This is a genomic window from Duganella phyllosphaerae (genome assembly GCF_001758785.1).
Classification (GTDB): domain Bacteria; phylum Pseudomonadota; class Gammaproteobacteria; order Burkholderiales; family Burkholderiaceae_D; genus Rugamonas; species Rugamonas phyllosphaerae.
This window is the reverse complement of sequence record NZ_LROM01000029.1, coordinates 1-18,258: the sequence shown is the minus strand read 5'-3', so window position 1 is coordinate 18,258 and position 18,258 is coordinate 1. Positions and strand designations below refer to the sequence as shown.

Below are 18,258 nucleotides of genomic sequence, written 5' to 3'. Positions count from 1 at the left end.
CGGGCCGCCGGTCCCGCCGACCGCGTGGCGCGCCTGGACGACTGGCGCCATGTCGCATCCGGCGCGGCCACCGACAAACTGCTCAAGCGCCTGTACTACCAGGCCGACGGCGCCTACGTGCGGCAACAGGTCGATATCTTCAACGGCGAGCGGCGCCTGCTGGCATGGCGCGTGCGCAGCGATGCCGCCGCCGCGCCGGAGTGGCGCGCCAGTACGGACGGCGGCGCGGGAAATGACAGTGGCAGCAGCGCCGACAGCGGTCCGGTGATGGTCGCGACCACCACGGGCATGCCGGTGGCGGCCGCGCGCCTGTTCGCCACCTTGCCGCAGGGCTGGCAGCCGTGGACACGGGTGGCGCGCTGGCCGCCGGCTGGCGAGGTGGGCGATGGCGGCAGTGACGGCAATGGCGCACGGGGCAATGCCGATGGTAACGGTAACAATGGCAGCAATGGCATCAACGGCATCAACGGCATCAATGGCAGACCGGCGCCGCTGATACGGCTGGCCGTCACCTTGCCGCAAGCGGCAGCAGGCGGCGAGGTGTTGCGCCTGTTCGTGGCGGGAACCGTGGTGGCCAGCAGCGGCGCCGCCATGCGGTCGGTCGAGGCCTGTACCGGCCGCGCCTGTGCCAGCGCCGCCGATGTGCAGGACGTGTCGCTGACCTTGCACGCCGGCGCACGCGAGGTGGCAGTGACCGTGCGTCCGCTGGCCTTCAGCGCCCCGGACGACGAGCGGTATCGGCACCTGCGCCTGGCCGGTGGCAAGCTGGTGTGGCGGGCGCTGGCTGGCGGCGCTTCGATGCCGTCGCCGGCGCCCTCGTCGGTCCGGCTGTTCGATCGCTACGGCGCGCCGCTGTGGGACGACGGTGCACCGACCGAAGCAGCCAGCAATGCCGGCCTGGCGCCGTTGCTGGGCGTAGGGCCCGAGCACGCCAGCAGCGTGGCCGGCATGCTGGCCCGGTTGCCAGCGGCGGGTGAGCCCGTCACCGCCACGCTCACGCTCGACCTGCCGCTGCAGGCGCTGAGCCAGCGCATCCTCGACTGCGTGGGCATGCGCCAGGGCCGCTGGACCGGCGCCGGCGCTGGTTTCGGCTGTGCGGGCAGGCAGGCCGTGCCCGCCGGACGGCGCGCGGGCCTGGTCATCCTCGATACCGACACCGGCGACGTGCTGGCGGCGGCGGGAGCCGGTGGCGGCGCGGTCAATGCCGCCAACTGGGCCGAGGTGCGCGACCACGACCGCACCAATCCCGCCCGCAGCGCGTTGCGCCTGCCGGCCTTGCAGCACGACGGCGGCGCCCACCAGAGTCCCGGCTCCACCTTCAAGGTGATCAGCGCGCTGGGGCTGGAAATGGCGGCGCGCAAGGACCCGCAGCTCGACGCGCTGCTGGGCGGTCTGCCGCTGCCGGCGATCAACGCGCTGGCGCGCCAGCGCGGCTTCGGCTTCGAGACCGGCGCCCCCACGTATCCGCAGGAGCCCCGGCGGGCGCGCATCACCAACTACCGCGAGCAGGGCCTCGACCGGCGCGCGCAGGATGGCCGCCTGGGCCTGGCGCAGGCGCTCACCTACAGTCTCAATACCTGGTTCGCCTGGACCGGCGAGTTGAGCGACCGCAGCCTGTTCGGCCGGCCCGACGGCGGTACGCCCGGCGTACAGGCGCTCGATGCCGATGCGCTGGACGGCGTGCGTCCGATCGTCGCAGCGGCCCACCGCCTCGGTTTCGAGCTGCCGGTGCGGCTCGACGGCGGCCTGCTGCCGGTGGACTTCGACTGGCGCAACTGGGATGCCTTGCTGGCGACGCCGGCCCACATCGACACCATCCACACCCGCCACGAGCTGCGCCAGATGGCGATCGGACTGCGCATGCAGGTCACGCCGCTGCACATGGCGCTGGCCTCGGCGGCGGTGGGGCAGGGCAAGCTGGTAGTGCCCCGGCTGCTGCTGGAGCTGGACGGCAAGGCCGGCAAAGTGCCCGCCATGGCGCCCACCGGCGTGCGACTCGACCGCATTCGCGCCGGCATGAAGGGCGTGGTCGATGCCGGCACCGGCGCCGGGGCCTTCGGCGGGCCGGCACTGGCTGCCGTGCGCCGCGGCCTGTACGGCAAGACCGGCACCGCGCCCACCGGCGACGATACCGCCACCGTGTGGTTCACCGGCTGGCTGGAGCCGGGTACCTTGCCGGGCCAGGCGCACCGGCTGGCGTTTGCCGCCTTTGTCAGCCACTCGGACAGTACCGGTGGCGGCCACGCGGCGCCGGTGGTCGCGGCGGTGCTGTCCACGCTGGCCGCGCAGAAGCCCGAACAGAGGGGCAAATAGCCTTGTAAACGCGACAATGGCGCGGCGCGCCTGTGGCATGATGATCGGGCGCGCGGCTGGTGCCAGCCCGTGCTTTTCGATTGCCACTCAGGATAGGACTGTATGCGTTTGCCAGGAACCCGGTACCAGGAGCACGGCTGGGAACAAGTGCGCAAGCTGCTGGGATTGTGCTCCCTGCAGGTGTTGCGCCGCCTCGACCTGGCGCCGGTGCAGGACCCGGTGCAGCCTGACGCGCCTGTGGATGCGCTACGCGACGCCTACGTCGAGGCGCTGGCAGCCTCACTGCGCGCACATGCGCGCACGGCGCGTGGTGAGGCCGATGGCAACAGCTACGGCGAAACGGTAGCCGAACTGGCGCTGGCCCTGGCGTTCGAATTGCAGGCGTATCCACCGTTCTGGGAGGCGTTTGTCGCCACGCTGGTTGCCGAACATGGCCGCAGCGGCGCTTTCTGGCTGGACCCCGGCGCTGACGGCGTGCTGCGCAAAAAGGTCAACGACATGTATGCCGGCCTGCGCGACCGGGTGGATGCCGACAACTACATCGCCGCCACGGGACGCGACTGCTCGCCCAACAGGATGTACACGTACCGCATGCTCGATACCGCCTACCGCGACATTGCCCGCCTGTTCGCCGACTGGCACGCACATCGCGCGCAGGTGGGCGCCATCCTGGGCCGAGCGATCGAGGCGATGCCCATCGAGGCGCGCCAGATGAAATCGATCGCCGGCTGCAAGGCCGAGTGGATCATCGCCTGGAGCGCGTCGCTGGAACAGCATGGCGGCGCCCCGGGGCCGCTGCACACGCGCTCCAAGCGCTTCGCCAGCCTGAAAAACAGCCCGGACAAGATCGCCGCGATGCTGGTGGAGATCGGCGACTACGAGGAACTGTCCTCCAATCTCGACCATGCCGAAGGCTGGCAGGGCGAAGCCGGCGCGGCCGCTGCCTGGCTGGAGGACTACTGGCGCGTGGTGGGCGACTCGGAGGCACACGAAGCGGGCGGCGGGACGTTCGACGACGACCGCATCTTGCCCGCGCGGGTACCGGACCAGACGGAGGAGGAGCTGGCGGCAGGCGAATGGGGTCAGGACCAGGATCAAGACCTGGACGCGGACTGTGATCCGGCGTGGGTAACCATGCCAGTGGATGCCGCCCGGCAGGCCGCCGAGCGGCAGGTAGCGGTCGGGCTTTCCCTGCCCCCCCGCTACATGGAACTGGCGCGCAGTGCGCAGGCGTCTGGCAGCCGGCTGCTGCGCATTTTGTGCGCGGAATCGCTGCCGATCCGGCTGGCGGTCTACCAGAAGCTGCTGGGTGCGGCCGACGATACGTACCCGGACGCCTGGTGCGATCCGGCCACCGGCGAATTGCCCACGCTGGCGCAGCTGGCGGCGCTCGACGGTATTTCGATGCCCACCCTGCGCAAGCGCCGCGACCAGGCCATCGACAAGCTGCGCGCGGCCAAATCACACGATGCCGCGCCGGCGCCATGAAGGAGAACGAGTTGACGACACAGGATGAACGGGAAGCGCTGGCGCTGCGCCTGCAAGAGCGCGCGCTGCTGATGGCCGGGCGCGCGGCGGCGGACGACCGCCTGGTGCTGGCCGACGCCACCCTGCTGGCGGCGCTGGCCGGCACCCGCGTGCTCACGCCCAACGAGCGCGCAGCGCTGGCCGCCTCGCCGCTCACGCTGCGGCGGTTGCGCCAGTTATCGTTGCAAGGGCAGGCCGCAGCCCCGATTGCAGAGGGCAAGCCAGTTGCCAACTCCGGCGTTGCGAGCACCAACGCTACCAGGGCCGGCGGCAGCGCGTCAGCCAACGCTGCCAGCGGAGCCGGCACCGGTGTCGGCAGCTTGACTGGACCAGTCGCCGCCAACGATGCCGACTGGTCCGGCAGCGCCGGCATGTTGCGCGCCGCGTCCACCACGCCGGAGGCGCTGGCCTCGCTGGTCACCGACGACAAGTACTGGACCCTGCATTTCGTCGTGCACGACGGCGGCTGGCAGGTGATCCTGGCGCTGTCGGCGCAGGCGCCGTTCGCCGCGCGCCTGCTCGGCGAGCAACCGCTGCTGCGCGTAATCGACGGCGCCGGCGCCACCGTGCTGCAGGGCCAGCTCGACGCCGACGGCGAATGCGAGTGCGCCTGGCCGTTTGCCACCGCCCCGGTGCCGCATTTTCAGCTGCATGGCGCCGGCTTCACGGTGCAGCCGGCGCCGCCGGTGGCGCGCTAGCATGGGCTGGTTTTCGCTGCGCGGCAAGCCGTCCGCCAACACCGCCGCCAGCGTCAACCTGGGCGCGGACTTGGTGGCGTTGCGGCTGGACGCCGGCGACGTGGCGCCGTCGGCTACTGTACTGGTGGTGTTCGGCGCGTCCGGGCAGGCGCGCCGGCTGCGGCCCGGCAAGGTGGCCTGTGCACCCGGCGAGACCGCATTCTGCTTCCATCCCGGCCCCTACGTGCTGGACCTGGCGCCGTTTGCCGCCGCGCCCGAGTGGGGACTGCGCGTGCGCGTGCTGGTCGATGCGCCCAATCCGCACGCCGAACAGCAGCGTTTCGACTTGTTCCTGTTCGCCGAACACCACGATCATGGCGGCCAGTTGTCGCTGGCAGCGTTGGGCTCGATCCTGCAAACCGCCTTGCAAAGCCAGCTGGCGCAGGGCGCGCTCGACCTGCCGCCTTGCACCACGCTGGACGAATGGCACGCGTTCCGCGCCGGCTTCAACCAGCTGCTGTACACGCGCTATGGCCTGACCGTGGATGACTGCGTGCCGGTTGACCTGGCCGGGCAAGTCGATTTTGCCCAGGTATTGCAGGCGCGGGCGCAGGCCGCAGCTGCGCTGGTGGCCGAGACTGCGCCAGCGGCTGCGGTGCTGCACACCATGTCGGCCCCGCCGCAAGCTGGTGCGCCTCCCGTGACGTCACGGGAACCCGCGTTATCCCCCGCACCACAGCCGCTGTTCCATCCGCAGCCGGCCCTGCACGACAAACCCGACCGGCAGGACGCCGCCGGCTTGCGCCGGCTGTTCCTGGAGCTGCCGGTACTCAGCCGCGACCTGCGCGTGCTGGTGCTGCCCGCAGGGCCGGCGATCTTCCAGCAGCACCAGTCGCTGCTGCTGCGCCTGGGCATGGCCAGCCTGAACGTGGACACCATGCCGTCACTGGCGTGGGCTGCGCCCGACCAGCCGCTGGACGCTGCCGACCAGGCCCGCCGCGCTGGCGCCACTGCGATTGCCGTGGCGGCGCTCGACGAGGCATGGTCGCTGCTGCTGGCGCGCCTGCACCTGGCGGGCGATGATGACTGGCCAGCGCTGCTCGACGAAGCGGACCGCTTGTGCGCCAACCTCGAAACCGGCCTGGCGTTGCGCCGCGCCGCGCATGTGCCGCGCCAGGAGCCTGCACTATGACCAGCCTTGCCAAAACCCCGCTGCCGCTCAATGCGGCCTGCGCCTGCGTGCTCGCCGATGGCCGCCGGTTGACGATTACGGCCAGCCGCCGTCCGCGCGCCAATCGCGCCGATGTCAAATGCACGGTACCCGGCGCGCCTGCCATGGCGGAACGGATGCAGCAAGTGGTGCGGCTGGCACGCCACACCGAGCCGTTCCTCGACAGCCGCGACCAGGTGGTGCTGAGCATGGATTTCAGTCCGGATGCCGGCCAGCGTGAATGGGAGCTGGCGGCCGTGCTGGCCGACCGCATGGTGCGCGGCCTGCGCCCGGTGCCTGCGGACGCGCCCTTGACAGCGCAGGGCTGGTCAGACCGCTGGCACCTGGGCCAGGTGAGCGACGCGCTGGTGGACGGCGTGGTCATCGGTCACCTCGGTGCGCTGGACGGCCATGCCGACCTGGCGTCGGCCGTCTCCAGCGTGCGCACCTGGTTTCCGCTACACAGCGGCGGCATCAACGATGCGCTGGCGTGGGTGGAGGTGAGCGTGTTCGCCATCGATGCCGATGCCGGTGCCAACGCCTCCGAGGAGGACACCATCACCGCGCCGGAGCTGGACCTGGCCGCCCAGCAGGACGTGCGCCAGGCGCTGGCCGGCGCCCGCCATTTCGACGGCCATGGCCTGGGGCGCTGGCGCACGGTGGTGCGCTTTGGCCAGCCGCGCTTCCAGGGCGGCTCTTACCAGCTGGCGCTGGTGATGGCCGATCGCCTGGCGCGCGGGCGCGAATTCGTGCCGCGCGGGCGCCTGATCGCCACCGGCACCTCCAGCGCCTGGCACGCCGGCGTGGTGGAGTCGGTGGCGGGGCGCGAACCGAAACTGGCCCTGATCGCGACCATGGCCGTACCGGGCGACCGGGTACTGCTGCCGGCCGAATGGGAGACCTCGCTGCCGCCCGGTTTTGCCGTCCGGCTGCGCGAAAAAGGCGCGAGTGTCGCCTGCATCGACCGCATCGGCATGATCTGAAACGAAGTACGCTGAATGAATCGCGCCGCCCTGCTAAAATCGTCCACTGACAGCCGGCGGGCGGCGCGCGAGATGAATCGAAGAAGGAGTCTGACATGTTCCAAATGTTTGGTTTTGGCGGCGTCAAATGCCCGCGCTGCGCGCACAAGAGCGACGACCAGTCGGGCTACTGCAACCATTGCGGACTGACCCTGGGCGCGCCCCGCAACGAACCGGTGCTGCGCGACAACCGCTGGGTACCGGGCGACGACGAGCTGGCCGTGTACTTCGGCGTGAGCGCCCTGACCGGCATTTTTACCAAGACCCTGCGCGTGCCAGCCACCACCCGCGCCTACATCCTGCAAGCCGACAAGGCCACCGAAGTGCCGCAGGGCGAGTACGAAATCGAAGGATTTTTCACCCGCCTGAACCACCTGCTGCGCAACCAGGATGCCGAAATCCTGATCACCCGCAGCGCCGCGCTGCCGGTGGAGTTCTCGTTCGACGATCTGCACACGGCCGAGCACCTGAAGGTGTCGGCGCGCTTCACGGTCGCCATCAAGATCGAGAACGTGGCCGCCTTTGCCCGCCACTTCATGACCGTGCCCGGCGTGGTGAGCACCGTGCACCTGCAGGAGCTGTTGGCGCCCTCGGTGCGCCAACTGGCGGCGGAATTCGTGGGCAGCCGTTCGATGCGCGACATGGCCGGCAACGCCGACCTGCGCGCACAACTCGACGAGCGCCTGCAAAGCGCCCTGAAGCAGCGCCTGGCCTCGTACGGCCTGGCGGTGGAGCGGGTGGAAACGGCCGCGCTGCGCCACGATAAATTCGACCATAACCGCGCCCGCATCGGCACCCTGTGGCTGGTGGCCGACGAGCGCCACGTGCAGCTCGAACACGTCAAGCAGCTCGACCAGATCTACGACGAAGAGGAATGGCAGGCGATCTGGCGCGAAGAGCAGAAGATGCGTTCCGATTTTCGCCGCGCCGAGCTGCGCCAGGACGCCAGCGTCAACAAGGCCGGGCTCACGCTCAAGGAGAGCGAGCGGGTGCAGGCGCTGCGCGCGCGCGAGGTGGAACTCTACAGCCAGGTGATGGAGGCGAAAACCCGAAAGGTGGCCATCGACAAGGGCGCCGGCACCGTGCTGGCCGATCTCGAACACGAGCTGGCCCACAAAAAAGCCGGGCGCGCCGGCGAACAGGCCGACTGGGAGCATGTGCGTCACCTGGCCCAGATCAAGATGCGCACCGAGCTCGAAGTGCTGCAGCAAACCGCCGCCGAGCAGCGCCAGTTGGCACAGCAGCGCCTGGGCCACCAGTTGCGCCAGCAGGCCATCGAAAACCAGATTGCCCAGGCCCTGCAGATTGAGGACGAGTCGCACCGCAGGAATGCACTGGCAGCGCTGCGCCAGCGCGAAAAGGACGAAAAGTCGCGCGAGCTGGAACTGGAGGCCGAAGCCCACAACGCCCGTATCCAGGGCATGACGGTGGCCGTGGCTGCGCGTCGCCGCGAAGCGGAGCGGGTGCAGGAATGGGAGGATCAGCTGGCGCTGGCGCGCCAGCGCGAACTGCTGCGCGGCGATGCGGTCAAGGATGCCGCCAACGCGGTGGAAGTGGCCGAGATCAGCCAGAAGATCGAGGACCTGCGCCGCACCGGCGAGCAGGCCGACGCCATCGCCCAGTACGAAAAGCTGCTGCGCACCATCGAGGCCGACGGCATCCACGCACGCCAGAACCAGTCGTTGGGCAAGCAGGCCGCGCTCGACCAGCTGGCGCTCGACGAGCAGCGCCAGATCTTGCGCCAGCGCGAGCGCGAGGCGGAGTGGCAGCACGAACTGAAAAAGCTCGAGCACGAGCGCGACGAAAAGTTCGCGCGCTGGAAGGGCGATTACGACGTGCTGCTGTCGCAGCAAAGCCATGAACTGAGCCGCATCGAGGCCATCGGGCGCCTGAGCGATATCGGCATGGTGGCCACTGCCAACGAATCGAACGCGCAGGCGGTCGCCCAGATCATGCGCATGCAGATCCAGGGCGGCATGACGCCGGAGCAGATCCAGTCGCTGTCGCAGGTGGTGGCGGCCGAGCAGGGCGTCTCACCGGCGGAGGCGGCGCGCCTGGCGTATGAGCGCGTGTTCGAGGAGCGCACCCACCGCGACGCGGAGCTGGACAAGGACCGGCGCCACCAGCTCGACCTGCTCAATGTGCAGAACGCGGCCAGCGCCAGCGCCCTGATCACCCAGAGCCAGCTGGGCATCGGCGTGGCGGGCGGCGTGGCGGCCATCACCGGCAACGCCCATGGCGCCTGGGCCGACGCGGGCCTGCCGCCGGCCCGCCGCTGCCCGAACGGCCACGCGCAGCGCCCAGGCCACCCGGAAGACAGGTTCTGCCCGCAATGCGGCGCTGGATTGGCGTAGGGTTGGTTACACTGCGATGATGCAAACGGCAAGGGACAAGATCCGCGAACTGCGGGCCTTACATGAAGACGGTTTATTGAGCTTGCAGGAGTTCGACCGCCGCAAGAACGCCATCCTGGATGCGGAGTACGCGCCGCCGGGAGGCGCCGCCGCGCCGACCGCGCCCATCCACGCGCCGCGCCAGGGTACTGAACTGGGCCTGATGACCGGCCAGGAAATCGGTCCGCAACACCGCCGCTACCGGCTCGAGCGCCTGATCGGCATGGGTGGCATGGGGCAGGTGTGGCAGGCCACCGACCTGGCCACCCACGCGGAGCTGGGCCACAGCGAGACGGTGGCCCTCAAGATACTGCCGCCGCAGCTCACCCAGAGCGCCACCCATGCCAAGCTGCTGATCGAGGAAGCCACGCAGGCGCGCCGGCTGGCGCACGAAAACATCGTGCGCGTGTACGAGTGGGCGCAGGATCCGGCCACGTCCAGCTACTTCATCATCATGGAATACCTCGAAGGCCAGGACCTCGACGCCTACCTGGCGCAGCAAGGATCGCTGGCGCTCGATGCCGTGTTCCGCCTGCTTGCGCCGGTCGGCGACGCACTGGCCTACGCCTGGGACAAGCACAAGCTGGTGCACCGCGATCTGAAACCCGGCAACGTGTTCCTGACGCAGAAGGGCGAGGTCAAGCTGCTCGACTTCGGCATCGCCTCGCGCGCGCGCAACGCGGGCAGCAGCCTGGGGCTGCAAACGCCCAATGCCGGCACGGTCGGCTACCGCGCGCCCGAAGCGGGCGTGCACCAGCGGCAGCCGTCGCCCAGGCTAGATGTCTACGCGGTGGCGGTGATGATCTACCAGCTGCTCGAAGGCCGGGTGCCGTTCGACGATCTGCGGCCGGCCGACTTCCAGCCGTCGGCGCCCAAGGGACTGAACGAGCGCCAGTGGCAGGTGCTGCAGCAGGGGTTTGCGATCGTGGCCGAGCGCCGCCAGGCGTCCGTCACCGAACTGCTGGCCAGTCTGCGCGACGCTGCCGGTCCTTCCGCAGCGGAGCTGGCCGAGCAGGCGGCGCAGCGCGAGCAAGAGCGGGAGCGAGCCCAGCAGGAGCAGCAACGGCGCCAGCAGCGCGAACAGCAGGAACAACAGCAGCAGCTGGTGCGCGAGCGTGAACAGGCTGCGCAACGCCAGCAGCAAGAGGCGGAGCAAGCAGCAGCGCAGGCCGAGCAGGCCAGGCTGGCCGAGCGCGAACGCGTGGTGCAAGCGGCCGAACTGGCAGCGCGGCGCGAGGCCGAAGCCAGGGCGGCGGCGATTGAAAAAGTGCGGCTCGACCAGCAGCGCAGGGCATTGGAGGCGAAACAGCGCGCCGAGGCGGAAGCGGCCGCGCTGGCGCGCAAGCAGGTGCTGCGCGAGCAATTGGCGGCGCGCCGTGACGCTGACGCCAGGCAGGCGCGCGAAGAGCGCGAAGAACAGCAGCGCAAGGCCGCGCAACTGAAGGCTGAAGCGGCTTACCGGGCCGAACAGGATCGCCACCGCAAGCAGCAAGCCGAACGCCACGCGGCCGAACTGGCGGCGCTCATTCCGTCTCCCGCCAGCCCGGTGGCCGACGCCAGCGGCGTGCTGCGCGACCGCTTTGCTGATGGCAGCGGCGCCGGCCCCGACCTGGTGCTGATTCCCACCGGCCGCTTCCAGATGGGATCGCACGAGGTGGAGCAGGCGGCGGCAATAAAAGCCGGCGCTGAAAAAAAATGGCTGCAGCGCGAGGGCCCGCAGCACTGGGTCGGCATCGCGTACTCGTTCGCCATGGGCCGCTACCCGGTGACCGTCGGCCAGTGGCGCCAGTTCGCCCGCGCCACTGGCTGGGAGTCGCAGTCGGACGTGGACTGGCAGGCGCCCGGCTTCGCCCAGGACGATCTGCACCCGGTGGTGGGCGTGAGCTGGCACGACGTCCAGCGCTACCTGCGCTGGCTGTCCGAACAAACCGGCCAGACCTACCGCCTGCCCAGCGAGGCGGAGTGGGAATACGCGTGCCGCGCCGGCACCAAGACCGCCTTCAGCTTCGGCGACACCATCGGTACCGACCAGGCCAACTACGACGGTAACTACGTCTACAACGGCGGCCCGCGCGGCGAGTTCCGCCAGGGGACCACCAGGGTGAATGCGTTCCAGCCCAATCCCTGGGGCCTGTTCGACATGCACGGCAACGTGTGGGAATGGACCCAGGACGCGGTGCACGACACCTACGACGGTGCGCCCGCCGACGGCAGCGCGTGGGAAGCCGGTGGCGACCAGGCGCGCCGCATCCTGCGCGGCGGCTCGTGGCTGTACAACCCGCGCTACCTGCGCGCGGCGGTGCGCAACGGCTACTCGGCGCTGCTGGCCAACGACATCGTCGGCTTCCGCGTGGCCCGCAAACTGGCCTAGTTGGTCTGGCACGGGGGGCGGGTGTATACTGCCGCCTCTTTTAACAACCCAGGATCTACCATGAGCGCCTTGCCACCATGCCCCAAATGTCACTCCGAATATACGTACGAAGATGGCGCGCAACTGGTATGCCCGGAGTGCGCGCACGAGTGGAGCGCCACTGCCGGTGCGGCGGCTGCTGAAGACGGCCCGCGCGTGTACCGCGACTCGGCCGGCAATGTGCTGGCAGACGGCGACACCGTCACCGTCATCAAGGACCTCAAGCTCAAGGGCGGTGGCGGCACCGTCAAGGTGGGCACCAAGGTCAAGAACATTCGCCTGGTGGACAGCGACCACGATATCGATTGCAAGATCGACGGTTTCGGCGCGATGAGCCTGAAAACCGAATTCGTGCGCAAGGTAGTGTAGCTCCCGTTCAGGAGAGGCGGCCGGCCACCGAAAGGTGTACATTGTCGGCTCCGACCATCCGCACGGGGAACCCGCATGACCCATATCGTACACTGTCAACAAGGAGAACAGCCATGACCATCGCCAATCTGCTCAAGGGCCACGAGAAGGACCTGGGCGGCGGCTTCGTGGTGCGCCGCTACCTGCCGTCCGCCATCAAGCAGGCGGTCGGGCCGTTCATCTTCTTCGACCATTTTGGTCCGGTCGAGGCCCCGGCCCACGCCGACCACGACGTGCGTCCGCATCCGCACATCGGCCTGGCCACCGTCACCTACCTGTTCGAAGGCGCGATGGACCACCGCGACAGCCTCGGCACGGTCCAGCGCATCGAACCGGGCGCCGTCAACTGGATGACCGCCGGGCGCGGCATCGTCCATTCCGAGCGCACCCCGCAAGACCTGATCGAGGTGCCGCACCGCACGCACGGCCTGCAACTGTGGGCCGCGCTGCCGGTCGCGCACGAAGAGGACGAACCGGGCTTTTGTCACACGCCCGCCGCCGACATACCTCAACTGGCAATCGATGGCGCCGTGATCCGGGTGCTGGTGGGCAGCGCCTTCGGCCACACATCGCCGGTCAAAACTTACAGCCGCACGCTGTACCTCGACATCGTGCTGCAGGCCGGCCAGGTGCTGGCGCTCAATGGCCTGCCGGAAGAAGCGGCGATCTATCCGATCAGTGGCGCGGTGGAAATCGATGGCGCCCCGCTCGAACTGCACACCATGGCGCTGCTGGCCACGGCCGAGCAGCAGCGGGTGAAAGCCACGGACGACAGCGCCGCCCACTTCGTGGTGATCGGTGGCGAACCGCTGGACGGCCGCCGCTTCATGTCGTGGAATTTTGTCTCGTCGAGCAAGGAGCGCATCGTGCAGGCGGGAGAAGACTGGGAAGCGCAACGCTTTCCCAAGGTGCCGGGCGAGACGGAGTTCATTCCGCTGCCGGCCAGGAAGCCGGCGCCGAGCTACCTTTAAGCTGACTTTTACGCCGTTTGGGCGTGGTAGGCGTGGCCTGAGCTGGCCCGGTAGGCTTCGCTGACGTCGCCGCCGGCGGTGCGGATGATCCAGTGTTCGGGATACGCATCGCTGGCAAAGCGGCTGTGGCGTGGCACGCGGCTGAGTTTTTCCAGCGACACGGTGGGCGCCAGCGCGGTTTCCTTGCCGGTGAGCTGGTCCAGGTGCCAGAAACCGCCGGCGCCGTGGAACAGCAGCGGCAGCGCGGCTGCATGCGGTGCTGCCGCAAAGGTCTTGACCGGAAAACCGGGATGGGTGTCGGGCGCCAGCACGTAGTAGCACTCGGCGCTGGCGCCTTGGTCGATGCGATGCAGGATCACGCCGTGCGGCATGATGGCGCTGACCTGCAACACCGCCACGCCCTTGATGCTGGCGGTCAGTTCGATACGCATGCCGAGGCGCAGCGCGGTGGGCTTGTGCTTGCCGGGCCATACGCCGTCGAGCAGGATGCCGTAACGCGACACGTCTTCGATTTCAAATCCGGCGCCGGCGCGGCGGATGATCGCGTGGCGGCCGGACAGGCGGCGCGTAAGTCCATTGGTGTCCTGGCCGTCGGCCGAGTAGTGCGTGAGCAGCGCATGCGCTTCGGGATCGACCAGCTCGAACCGGCCGAATACACATTCTTCGACCGCGAACAAGCGGATCTGGCGCTGGGCGCCGGCTTCGGGCGCGGCATTGACCAGCGAGGCCGCGCAACTGGCGTGCGGGTGCACCGCGCCGGCCGCCGGCATGTCGATCTCGATCAGGTCCTCGTCCCAGGCGATGGTGGAAAAGCCCAGGTCCACCTTGCCGGCCGGAGCGTTCAGGTCGAGGTGGGCGATGCCGGCATTGCGCGCGGTGACGTCGATATCGAGGCTGTCGCCACCGCTGGCGCTTACGCGCGCAATCGAGGCGTCGTCCGCCATCACCCGCACGTTCTTGTGGGTGCTGAGGAAGATGCGGTGGATTTCGGTAAGGGTGGCGTCCAGGCGCGGCACCAGGATCACGAACGTGCACACCCATTTGCGCGGCGCCTGGCCGGCGTGCTGGCTCAGGACTTCGATGCTGATCTGGTACTGACCGTGCTCCCTGTCGCGCGACGAAAACTCGACGAACACGGGCCGCCAGTCGCCGCCGACCGCGCGCACGAACTGCTGGCGCGCGGCGCCGTGGGGAATCAGCTCCGACTGCACCGCCAGCGCCAGTTGCGGCGCGCTGGCCTCGGGCATGCCGCGCAATTCCATTTTGAGGGTTTGGCGGCCGCCGGCTGCGCGCGGGTCGAAGCCGCTGATGTGCAGTTGCGGGCGCTCGGCCTGGGCGCGTTGCAGGGGACGGGCGTAGCCGTTTGGCGAAACGGGCGCGACTGGCGCGATTGGCGTGGTGGTCGAGGGTGCAGCCGGACCGGTATGGACGTCACCCAGCGTCGTCACGGGCAAGCCGGAACGCGTTGTACGCATGGCGCTCAGCAGGGCATAGCTCGAGGAATCGGCTTGGGCGTGGCCGCCCTCGCAAGCTTGATTTCCTGGCATGACCCAATGAGTGCAGTGCGGGTGCTGGGCATTACTGCATTTTTTCATGACAAACCGACCGATGGGATAACCGTAAGTTTATGCGGTTTCGGCGTGCATTGCCAATCAAAGGTGCATCTGATCCGCATATTGTTGCAGACTGGCGCCTGCTGCGGACATGCTGCAACAGATCACGCGACTGCGGCCGGTTCAGCTGTCACGAATGCGGCGCGATTGATGCCGCCGGCAGTGCCGTTTCGTCAATGTTGTCAGGCGGCCGCGCGGGTGCCGTGCCAAAGCGCAGCACGATGGCGGTGACGTTATCGATGTGCAGTTCGCGTGGCGGGTTGTCCGTATAGTCGGCGAACAGGGCGTCGAGCGCGGCGCCGGGCGCGTGGCCGGGACGCGCCATCAGCGCCGGCCAGCGCGCGGTCCATTCCAGCGGCCGGCCGCACGACCAGAAACCGTCGGTGGCCAGCAGGTACAGCGCGTCCTCGCGCACGGCCAGCGCGCGGCGGTCGCCCAGCTCGCGCAGGAACGGCGGCAGGCGCCGCGCGTCGAGGGCCAGCAGGGGGTCTTCCAGCACCTGCGGATTGCCGAAGGCGTTGCCGAGGATGTAGGCCTGAGAGATTTGCGGCCGGTGTTCGCCGTGCACCTGCTGCCACCATTCCTGTTCGCCCAGCAGGCCGTGCATGGCGAAGCAGGTCGCCGGCACATGGTCCACCGTGAGCGGACGCGCGGCCTGGGCCGAGATTTCGTACAGGCGCGAGTCGCCGGCGTGGTACAGCAGTGGCGCGCTGCCCGGGGCGATTTCCAGCAGCGTGAGCGTGGTGCCGGGCCGGCGCAGGCTGTCGCGCGGCTGGCGAAAATGCTGTTGTAACTTGGTGTGCAGGGCGTCGAGCCGCTGATCGAGTTCGGCCTGGGTACTGCATGCCGGCACGCCCAACAGGCCTGTAGCCACCGCCTCGGCAGCTTCACGGCCGTGGCCATGGCCACCCATGCCATCCATCACCGCCACCCGCACGTGGCCGGCCGGCCAGCCTGGCACCTGCACGCTGTGCGGCGCCTGGTCCTGCAGGAAGGCGGCGCGGCCGGTGGCGTCGATCAGCAGCAGGTTGTCCTGGTTTTCGGGGACTTGCGACGGGCAGATGCTGGCGCAACTGCGCGCCGCGATGGCGAGGCCGGGGCCGAAATCGAGCGGATCGGTGATGCGGGTCATCGTTGCGGGCGCCGGGGCGCAGGAGGCGAAAGACCACAGCTTAGCTGAAAATCCGCTCCCGGACCCGGTCGCGGTCCCGGTTTCGCTTCCGGTGCGCGCGCTGGCGCCGACATGGACGCTGGCGCCTGTGAGCGCGTCTGCGTTCATCGACGCGGCCGTGGTGGTTCTGCGCTGCGGCGCAGCCACAGGCTGCTGGCCCAGCCGCTGCACTCGCGGCCTTCGATAATGGCCGTCACTTGCCACCAGTCGCCATGGCGCCGGCCGGTGGCGACCACGGTGGCGCCGGCCGGCACCGTGAGCAAGCGCGGGGCGTCGACACCGGCGCTGCGGCGCAGGTTGAGGTCGCGGTGCACCCGGAACGCGCTGCCCGATCCGATGGCGGTGGCTGGCGCAGCGCTGCTGCTGTTTACCGCAGTGGGCGACGCCGCTGCGGGGAGGGCTGCTGCGGGCAGGGCTGCCACCGGTAAGGCTGAAAAGATAAGGCTGCCGAAGCCCCACGCGCCCGCAGCGGAAATGGCCAGTGCGCGCAGAGTTGGCCGGCGCCACCAGCGGCGCGGGGTGAGCCACGCGCACAGGCACCAGGTGAGCGCCAGGCCGGCCGCAAAGGCGGCGGCCGTGGTCAGCGTCGCGGTATTCATGGCGACTCTCCTCAGGCGTCGAAGCGCAGCACGTAGTGGCCCGCCACCAGGTGGTGACCGTGCGGCAGCAGGTAGGGGCGCTCCGGGCCGGTGTCGGCGATCATTGCCACGAAAGTCATCCGTTCGTCCAGGTGGTACAGCGCCTGGCTGGTGGACAGGCGGCCGATCCGGTAACCATGGTCGGTGGCCTCGAAACTGAAGGCGTTGCGCGACAGGCCGATGCGGTCGGCGCTGGCGGCGCCAGGGGCGCCATCGGCGCGGCGGATGAAGCGCGGCGAGTCGAGCACGCGCAGCGCCGCCAGCATGTTTGAGCTGCGCCCGAAGGTGAAGCGCGCGCCGCTGGCGACCGCTGCGCCGACAGGCTGCGCCAGGCACAGCAGGGCGTGGTAGCGGTCGGCCATGGCCGGCGCCGCCGGCAGCAGGCGCATGGTGCGCGCATCGACCGGGGCGAAGGTGGCCGGTGCCGTGATGCGCTGGCGGCCGGCCGCCGTGCAGGCGGTGAGTTCGTCGGCGGCGTCGATCGCGAAGCTGATGGCGGTATCGGCTTGCTCCTCGGCGCACAGCGACAGCGACCGGTCGAACGGCAGCACCAGCGCCTGGGCGCCGGTGTCGCGATAGCGGCTCAGGCGCGGCAGGGCCAGCGCCACCAGTTGCACGCGCTGTTGCGCCAATGGCGCGTAGGTGGCATCGCTTTCACCGGGCAAGGTGGCCGGCGCTGTCGGCTTGTGGCTAAGCGACATGGCGGGGGTGGCGGTGGGATCGAGCGGCATGCCGTCGGCGCGGCTTTGCCAGACCGCCGGCCGCGCGGGCCTGGCCGCCGCTGCGGTCGCCGCTGTGGCCGCAGTTATCGCTGCAGCACGTTGCGCCGGCATCTGTGGCGGCAGGTCGGCCGGCGCCGGCTGCGGTACGACGACTGGCGTCGCGGCTGCGTGCGCGGCCGATGGGCCGACCGGTTCGCTGGCAAACGCGGCATTGCGGGCAATCCTGAGCAGCAGGCGCGGGCCGCCGCCGTCGATGTCGCGCAGCGATTTGATGGTGTAGTAGCCGCTGCGCGGATCGTAGCGGCAGTCGAAATCGCCGCGCGGACGCATGTCCACCACCGGCACGGTATCGGCGCCGTCGTTGATGACCAGGATGGCGCCGTCCGGGCCGAAGGGCCAGTCGGCGGCGCCCTGGCCGGCTTGCCCGCCGATCAGGGCCAGGCGCTGGTTGGGATAGATTGCGCAGACCGGGTGCCAGATGGCGCTGTCGCGCGACACGCTGACGTTGTAGAGCACTTTTTCGCCGGGCGCGGGCAGGTAGACGGCGTGGCCGAAGCGTACCTCGATCTCGCCGGGCGCCAGCGATTCGGCGCCCACCACGTCGTAGCGCACCTGGTCGCTGCCGAGCAGGTCGCCGAAATCCTTCTGGTGCAGCGTGGCGAGCGTTTGCGCCAGGTCGCGGGCGCGGGCGCCGCGCGTGAGGTGGTAGTCGTCATCGACATCTTCCTGCGGCAGCACCAGCGTGACGTGCGAAAAGCAGCGGGTGGCGGCGCGGCCGCGATGCTCGCGCGGGCTGCGCTCGAGCAGGTCGCGCAGCAGCGGGCGGCGCGAGAACAACGCCAGTCCCGGCGCCTGCCAGATCGCTTCGGCATTGAAGACGTCGGGGATGCGGCCCAGAACCTCGTGTTGGACGTAGATCGGCATGGTCATTCTCCTTCTAAAGATGGTGCGCCGGCGGCACTGAACGCTAGCAGGGGGCAGAGGAAAAACAGCAGGTGGCTGCCGCCGGCCGACAGGAAGCTCATGGGCTGGCCCATGATGGGGAAGATGGCCAGGTTGGTGCCCCACGACAGCAGGAAGTGGCCCAGCACGAAGGCGCCGCCGCCGCACAGCGCAAAGTAGCGAAAGCGCGCCGACCAGGCCTGGCGGAAATTACGGGCGGCAAAGCCGGCGCGCCAGGCGG

The 18,258-nt window shown here is 69.5% G+C and carries 13 protein-coding genes and 1 pseudogene; 9 read left to right on the top strand and 5 right to left on the bottom strand.

Annotated features, from left to right (window positions below):
- The 9 genes from DUPY_RS01990 to DUPY_RS01950 all read left to right on the top strand — a co-directional run.
- Positions 1–2,313: penicillin-binding transpeptidase domain-containing protein (locus DUPY_RS01990; RefSeq protein ID WP_070246025.1), on the top strand; the 2,313-nt coding region annotated here is incomplete at its 5' end.
- Between the two features lie 102 nt (positions 2,314–2,415).
- Positions 2,416–3,801 (top strand): hypothetical protein, encoded by a 1,386-nt coding sequence (locus DUPY_RS01985; RefSeq protein WP_070246024.1) that lies wholly within the window; start codon positions 2,416–2,418, stop codon positions 3,799–3,801.
- Complete coding sequence (locus tag DUPY_RS01980) at positions 3,798–4,538, top strand: hypothetical protein (protein WP_070246023.1); 741 nt, start codon at positions 3,798–3,800, stop codon at positions 4,536–4,538. The genes DUPY_RS01985 and DUPY_RS01980 overlap by 4 nt, the downstream gene beginning before the upstream one ends.
- A 1-nt stretch (position 4,539) precedes the next feature.
- A complete protein-coding gene (locus tag DUPY_RS01975; RefSeq protein WP_070246022.1) occupies positions 4,540–5,709 on the top strand; it encodes a hypothetical protein in 1,170 nt (389 codons plus the stop codon).
- The gene (locus DUPY_RS01970) at positions 5,706–6,710 is read left to right on the top strand and encodes a hypothetical protein (protein ID WP_070246021.1); all 1,005 of its coding nucleotides are present in this window, start codon (positions 5,706–5,708) and stop codon (positions 6,708–6,710) included. Before DUPY_RS01975 ends, DUPY_RS01970 begins: the two co-directional genes overlap by 4 nt.
- A gap of 95 nt (positions 6,711–6,805) precedes the next feature.
- The gene (locus DUPY_RS01965; RefSeq protein ID WP_070246020.1) at positions 6,806–9,103 is read left to right on the top strand and encodes an SPFH domain-containing protein; all 2,298 of its coding nucleotides are present in this window, start codon (positions 6,806–6,808) and stop codon (positions 9,101–9,103) included.
- Positions 9,104–9,119: 16 nt separating this feature from the next.
- Positions 9,120–11,513: an SUMF1/EgtB/PvdO family nonheme iron enzyme gene (locus tag DUPY_RS01960; RefSeq protein WP_070246019.1), complete on the top strand. Its 2,394-nt coding sequence runs from the start codon at positions 9,120–9,122 to the stop codon at positions 11,511–11,513.
- Positions 11,514–11,573: 60 nt separating this feature from the next.
- Positions 11,574–11,921, top strand: a complete 348-nt coding sequence (locus DUPY_RS01955; protein ID WP_070246018.1) for a zinc ribbon domain-containing protein YjdM — start codon at positions 11,574–11,576, stop codon at positions 11,919–11,921.
- 113 nt (positions 11,922–12,034) lie between these two features.
- Positions 12,035–12,931 (top strand): pirin family protein, encoded by an 897-nt coding sequence (locus tag DUPY_RS01950; protein ID WP_070246017.1) that lies wholly within the window; start codon positions 12,035–12,037, stop codon positions 12,929–12,931.
- Between the two features lie 8 nt (positions 12,932–12,939).
- On the opposite strand, the gene DUPY_RS01945 is transcribed toward DUPY_RS01950, so the two are convergent.
- From DUPY_RS01945 to DUPY_RS01925, 5 genes and pseudogenes are all read right to left on the bottom strand, one after another.
- Positions 12,940–14,478, bottom strand: coding sequence for an FHA domain-containing protein (locus tag DUPY_RS01945; RefSeq protein ID WP_070246016.1), 1,539 nt, complete (start codon positions 14,476–14,478; stop codon positions 12,940–12,942).
- A gap of 196 nt (positions 14,479–14,674) precedes the next feature.
- Positions 14,675–15,676, bottom strand: a complete 1,002-nt coding sequence (locus tag DUPY_RS01940; RefSeq protein ID WP_070246015.1) for a protein phosphatase — start codon at positions 15,674–15,676, stop codon at positions 14,675–14,677.
- Between the two features lie 143 nt (positions 15,677–15,819).
- Positions 15,820–16,314 (bottom strand): SH3 domain-containing protein, encoded by a 495-nt coding sequence (locus DUPY_RS01935; protein ID WP_070246014.1) that lies wholly within the window; start codon positions 16,312–16,314, stop codon positions 15,820–15,822.
- Positions 16,315–16,325: 11 nt separating this feature from the next.
- Complete coding sequence (locus tag DUPY_RS01930; RefSeq protein ID WP_070246013.1) at positions 16,326–17,999, bottom strand: hypothetical protein; 1,674 nt, start codon at positions 17,997–17,999, stop codon at positions 16,326–16,328.
- Positions 18,000–18,001: 2 nt separating this feature from the next.
- A pseudogene (locus DUPY_RS01925) lies at positions 18,002–18,258 on the bottom strand (FtsW/RodA/SpoVE family cell cycle protein); the annotation flags it as partial.